Here is a 6,261-nt window from a genome sequence, read left to right as displayed (position 1 = left end):
CGAGCAGAAGCGGGCTTTCCGGTTCCTCGGGGACCTGAAGATCCTGTCTGATAAGATTCGCAGCCTGAGCATCCCGACAATCAGCGTAGTTCGGGGTCTGTGCGCGGGCTCTGCCCTGGGCATCGCTGCGGCTGCCGACTTCATGATCACCGACGACACCTCGCGGATCCAGATACCCGAGGTCGCTTTCGGCCTCATCCCCGGGAACGGGGCCACCTGGTTTCTGCCAAGGCGCATAGGGCATGCGGCAGCGCTGTTCTACGCGCTGACCGGGCAGCCGATGGGCGGAAAGCAGGCGACAGGCCTGGGGCTGGCCCAGGGGTACATAGAAGAGGACGTGGAAGGGTTCATCGGCGAACTGCGGCATGCCGGGGGTCACCTGGATAACGGACGGATCCTCGCTCTCCTGGAGAAGAGGGGTGGCACCAGCGAGTCCCTGACGAGCGAGGTTTCCGACCTCACGGAGAAAATCGGCCGCCACTTCGGATACGGCCAGGAAAACCAGGGGTACCTGGGGGACATCTTCGCCAGTCTCGAGCAGGCAGCAGCAGGCGGGGACCTCTTTGCGCAAACATCCCTGGCCGCGATGCGATCGTCCTCGGCCCAGGCGGTGTGGGTAACGGAGTTTCTGATCGACACCTTCGCGAAGGAAGGCCTCTATAGCGAGGACGAGGCGCGGGAAGTGGAGCTGAAGTTCTCCCAGGAGATGACCGCCGGCTTCGCCCATCTGGAGGGCGTCCTCGGCTTGAGAAAGGGAATCGTCTCCCGGGAGGCCGGCAGCCATCTGGATCGAATCGTTCTGTCCGACGCGAAGGGATTTCGAACGGAGATCCCGGCCACACCCATCCCCACCGGCTCCCGGCTCGAGAAAGACACGCCATTTGCTTACGGGGACGAGAAGTACCTGCTTTTTGGTGGGGACTACCACTGCGGGGAGAAGAGACGGGTCTTCAGCGCAGAGGGCAATCCCGAAAGGACCGTTAGCCTGCACGTGGATCTTCGCAACTCCCAGTGGTCAGACGGACGGGTCACCGACGAACTCGGCGTTGTCAGGTCGCTCATGGAGACCCAGATGGGCTGGCGCGTAGTGCGTCGCGCCTGGCTGACCCATCCCGAGAAGTTCGAGCTCGACATGGTCTACCCCTACGCGTGGAGCAAGCGGCCAACCGTCTCCCTTGACCTTTCCAGCTACCCGGTGGTCCGCCGCTTCGAGGACGGAAGGATCAACCCCACCCGGGCGATCTTCGACCAGCTCGAGGAACAGGGCCTTATCGACGAACGCCGCGTGATAAACATCGGCGAAGACCAGAAGGACGGCAAGAACGTGGACGTGGAGACCTACACCTATGCCCAGATCCGGCGGGAGGTCAACCGCCTGGCGAACGTCCTGGTCGACATGGGGCTGGCGCCGGGGGACATGGTCGTCATCTACATGTCCACCGACATCAAGGGGTTGATCGCCCAGCTGGCGGTGACCCTGGTGGGGGCCACCTACCACTTTCTCTTCGGGGCCAAGGGACCCGACATGTTCAGCGATACCGTCTACAACATGGGCGCCAAACTCATCATCACCGAGGACGGCTACCGGGTAGGCGACCGTTCCCGGGAGCTGAAAAAGGATTCCGTCGACGTCGCCCTGAGCCGGTATCTGCCAGAGGCCGTCTTCACGGAGCGCCTCCAGGCGGCGCTCGGCTCGCTGCCGGAGGGGCTGGAGGGGGAGGCCCGGGACGTCGGTGCCGCCGTGACCGACCGGCTCGAGGGAAAGGTCACCTACAGCCGCGATGCCATGTCCGAGTTTCTCGGGGTACTTCACGAGGCACACATAAAGCGCGTCGTGCTCACCTCCCTTGACGAAGCCGCCGGGGAGAACCTCAAGCAGGCGCTCCGGGTGCGTGACGAGGCCATCCGCCGGGCGAAGATTCGGGCGGAAGCGGCCCTGCGGGAAGAAGAGGTATTCGCGCGCTACGCGCCGGTGCTGACGGCTGCCCTTCGCCAGGTCCGCGGAAAGGAAAGCCCCGGCGAAAGGAAAGGGCCGGGGGAAGGCGATATGGGAGAGCTCGCCGCGGAGCTGAAAAATCACTGGGCCGATGTCCTCGAGGCCGCAGGGGAAGCGGTCGAGATGCGCCACCGCGACTGGCTGAAGAATCACCTGCGTAGGGTCGTTTCGGGTGTCCCGAAGACGACGGTGGAGTCCTTCCTCACCGATGAACAGAGGCTGGGAGTCTCCGACTTCATCCTGCGCCACGCCAGGCAGCAGGGTATCGGCGTGGAGCACTTAGAGAGCATCGAGCGGCAGAAGCGTGTCATCGATTCCCTCCTTTCGGCATTCGAGCAGCCCTACGAGCGCGACGAGAAGCTCATCGTCTACGACCGCCTGACGAAGCTGGGCCTGCTTACGGGTGCTCCCCTCAAACCGGGCAGAGACATCCTCTGGGACGATGCGATCAAACAGACGGAGGAGAAGCTCGAGGAACGGGGCGGTACCATCGACGAGTTCACGGCCGTGGAAATGGGGGGCGGGGAGCCCGCCTTCCTCAGCTACTCCAGCGGCTCCACCGGTCAACCAAAGGGCATCATCTCGCTGGTGGGCGCCATAGTGTCCGGATCCCAGACCATGTTCAACTCATTCGGGCTGGCATCCCACGAGATCCACCACACATCGACGGATTACGGATGGATCGTAGGGCCCGCCTACTCCCTGTGGTATCCGATGATGGAGGGGCGAAGCTTCATACTCCAGAGCTTCGTGCCCACCCCCCGGAGGCTCGCCCAGGTCGTCCAGGACTACAAGGCCTCATTTTTGAAGGCCGGCTCTCCCATTTACGAGGCCATGTCGAAGGTGGACGGGCTCTTTGACCCCGAGAAGGGGGGGTTCGACGTTTCGTCGCTCCAGAGGGAGGGGGCCCCGGGAACGTGCGGATGCGCGGCTCCCTACTCCTACCCGACCCACGCCCGGATCCGGGCACTTTTGGGTGACGTGGCCATCAACTCCCTCTGGCGGACCGAGGATTTCGGTTCGCAGCACGCCACGTTCAAGCGCCGCCCGAGCGTCGAGGGGCGCTGCGTTGATGCCTACCGCTCGGAGCTTGCGTGGCTCGTCGGGACCCGGGAACCCGCAGAGGTGGTGGCACGGGTACGGACCCCGATCGAGATGGACCACGAGCACCCCGAGATCCTCCCCCTGCCGTGGGTGAACCCGGTGATCGCCGACCGGCTGGAGGACGAGGAGGGAAACCGCGTCGAATCTCCCGGCAAGGTCACCGAGTCCCTGATCACGGCATCGGGGCGGGGCCGCAGGGGAATAATCGGCCAGCTGCTCTACCAGGGTGCCCAGCCGCACCGCATGGGATGGCTCATGGGGAGCAACGAGGGAAAGAAGATGCCGGCACGGCCCGATGCGGCCCTGACTGCCGCCAAATACTTCGACCACAGATTTGCCCCCGACTGGCCCGGCAAGGGCAGGGGGGGGAAACGACTGGCCCACGACGGAGGCGACTCGGCCTACTGGGTGCGGGTGCTCTACGATCCCGGGTCCCCCTCGGACGCGCTGATCCTGGACGGACCCGACGACCCGGTTACCCCCCGGACCTTCTACGCAGCGGGGCGCTCGGGGAACATAGCCAACGTCTACGGCCACCTGGTGAACGAGACCATGTACGAGAACGTGCTGAACGAGCACACCCGGTACTTCAGGAAAGTCGGCGTGACCTTCATTCCCCACCCCACCAGGGACCGGACGCCGGTCGTCGTGGCGGCGCTGCAGCCGGGAATCCAGCCCAGCCAGGACCTGATCGATCTCGTACAGAAGACGATCAATCAGAAACTGAACCCCCAGGTGAAACCGGACGTCCAGGACATCGTCTTCCTCCCGGCAGAGGTTCCGGGTTTCGAAGGCGAGGAGACCTTCCTGCCGATGACCCTCACGGCGAAGATCATGTACGAGCTGGTCAAATTCTATGCCGCAAAGCCCCTGGAGACACTCAAGCAGATGCAGCAGGCCCTGCGGCCCGAAGAGGTCAGGGCCCAGATCAGGGAGGGGGACACCGAGTTTTTCCGCGCAGACCCGCTGTTCCAGGGTATGCCCAACACCGACGGCTTGAAGGTGAAGGGGACCATCATAAACCTGCTCGACCGGATCATCGCCTCCCGCGAGGGTGACGAGGCTGTGACCGCACCATTTAGGCCCGACGCGCCGATGGCGGAGTCCTGCGTGAACATCCCCGACCGCCTCGTCAAGCGCCTCGGGACTGCGCCCCTTCGCCCGGGAATCGACGCAGTTTTACCCTATCAGGAGGCCTACGGGATAGCCCGAAACAGGGACGGCATGAGTATGGTGCACCGGGACCCCGCTCTGGGGCTCCGAACCTTCCTGCGCCCCACACCGACGCCGAAGCCCGGCCAGGCTCTGATCCAGATCCTCTATGCCGGCGCCACCCACAACGTGATCAACGGCATCACATCCGACCCGGTGGACGTCCTGGGGGACAAGGNNGCCGTCGGTCAGGTCATGGAGCTCTCTCCCGAGGCGGAGCAGGAGGGGCGCCTCGCCATCGGACAGCTGGTGCTCGTTGACCCGATGGTGTTCAACCGTCAGGCCCCCACCGTCACCCTGGACGCGCAGCGCGAGGGGCACATCGGCGGCTACCAGGGCGGCGGCGACCAGGCGACCCTGCAGGCCTTTGCCACCTTCGACACGGGCAACCTCATCGAGGTCCCCGTCGATATGCCCCTGCCGCTGTCGGCGACCCTGATCCTGGATGGCCCCACCGTTGAACATGCGCTGTTTAGCCCCGAAAAGCTCCATCTTACTCCGGAGGACGTGCTGCTGGTCCACGGCGGCAGCGGCCACACCGGGTCGCTTGCGATCGACATGGCCACGCCTCTCGGGATCCCGATCCTGACGTATGTGCGCAACCGGGAAGTTGCGGACCTCGTCCGCAGGCGCCACCCGCGCGCTGACCTGCACTTCATCATACGCGAGGAACACCCTGAAGCCCTGCGTCCCGCCCCGACAAAAGATCCCGAAGATCTTGCCAAGTGGCAACGGGCCGTTGAGCGTCTCGTGAAGTCCGTTCCCGCACGATACCGTCCCACCAAGATCATGCAGCATGCCGGCCGGCCCCTCACGGCGGCGGACTTCCGGCTGCTGCGGCCAAGTGCCCGTGGAAGCCGCACGGCCTGGTTCTCGGGAGCATTCGGTCTCTACGGCACTTTCAACGGGTTCGATGCGCGCCTGACGGCAGCCGAAGCCTTCGGCCCCGACGGTGCCGACCTTTGTCTGGGGGAAAACGTGCTGATTCATTACGGGGCCAATGCAGACGCCGGGGGCAGAGACGGTCTGGCTATCGATGCTATCACCGGGGCGGACCGCCTCGGTGCCCGCGTGACGGTGCTTGCCGAGACACAGGAGCAGCAGAACTGGCTGCTGCGGCAGGAGTCAGTCGCCGGCTGCTTCGGGAAGACGAGGATTCAGAACGTCGAGGCCCTGCGGAAGGGGGAGGGCAAGAAGAAGCTGCTCTGGCCCGACCACATGCCGGACATTGACCAGGGACGTTTCGACCCGGAGCGTGAGGCCCACGAGAGCTGGCCCGGCAGGGACGCCCAGACCCGATTCAACTCGGAGACGGTGAGCGTGGTCAAGAACGCACTCGCTCCCTACAACACAAACCACTCGGGACTGTGGGACGCGATATGGGACAGCGGCCGCCGGGACCACCTGGGGCTCAACGTGGCGCTCTTGACCGAGCAGACCGGGCGCGTCGTCTATGGTGAAACAACCGCGGACCTGACACTCACCCACAACCTCGCCCAGGGCTGGATGGTGCAGCGGACCATCCTCGTCCCGGCGAACCCTGAGGAGCTCAGCGACCGGCCGACTGCACGGGAGAAAGTCATCAAAATGGCCGGCTCCCACATGTACGAGCCCCACGAGGCCAAAACCTTCCGGGACAAGATCGACAGGGGTATCTATCACCTCCACGGTCCTGACCGTGTTCTCGACGCCGATCAGATTCCCCGGGGTTTCAGCGATCAGGCAAACGGCAGGGCCTCCGGTTCCACCGCCTATCGGATGGTGACGAACCTCGACGGGGTCCGTTCCGAGCGCGATCTTCTCTTGGCCCAGGGAGTGCGGATCGCCGAAGAGCTCTCGCTCCTGCGGTTGCTGTACCACTCGATCGAAGGCGATGATTCGATCGCCACGGTCGAGTTCAAGATCAACCAGCCCAAAGAGAGCAACACCCTGCGCAACAGCGATCTGCA

1 protein-coding gene is annotated in these 6,261 nt (G+C 64.4%); it reads left to right on the top strand.

The window, feature by feature from the left end; all coding sequences use genetic code 11:
• The coding region (locus GTN70_11805) for an AMP-binding protein (GenBank protein ID NIO17643.1) at positions 1 to 6,261 on the top strand (6,261 nt) is incomplete at both ends.

The organism is Deltaproteobacteria bacterium (genome assembly GCA_011773515.1).
Taxonomy (GTDB): Bacteria; Desulfobacterota; Deferrimicrobia; order J040; family J040; genus WVXK01.
This window is presented reverse-complemented; position numbering and strand designations above follow the sequence as displayed.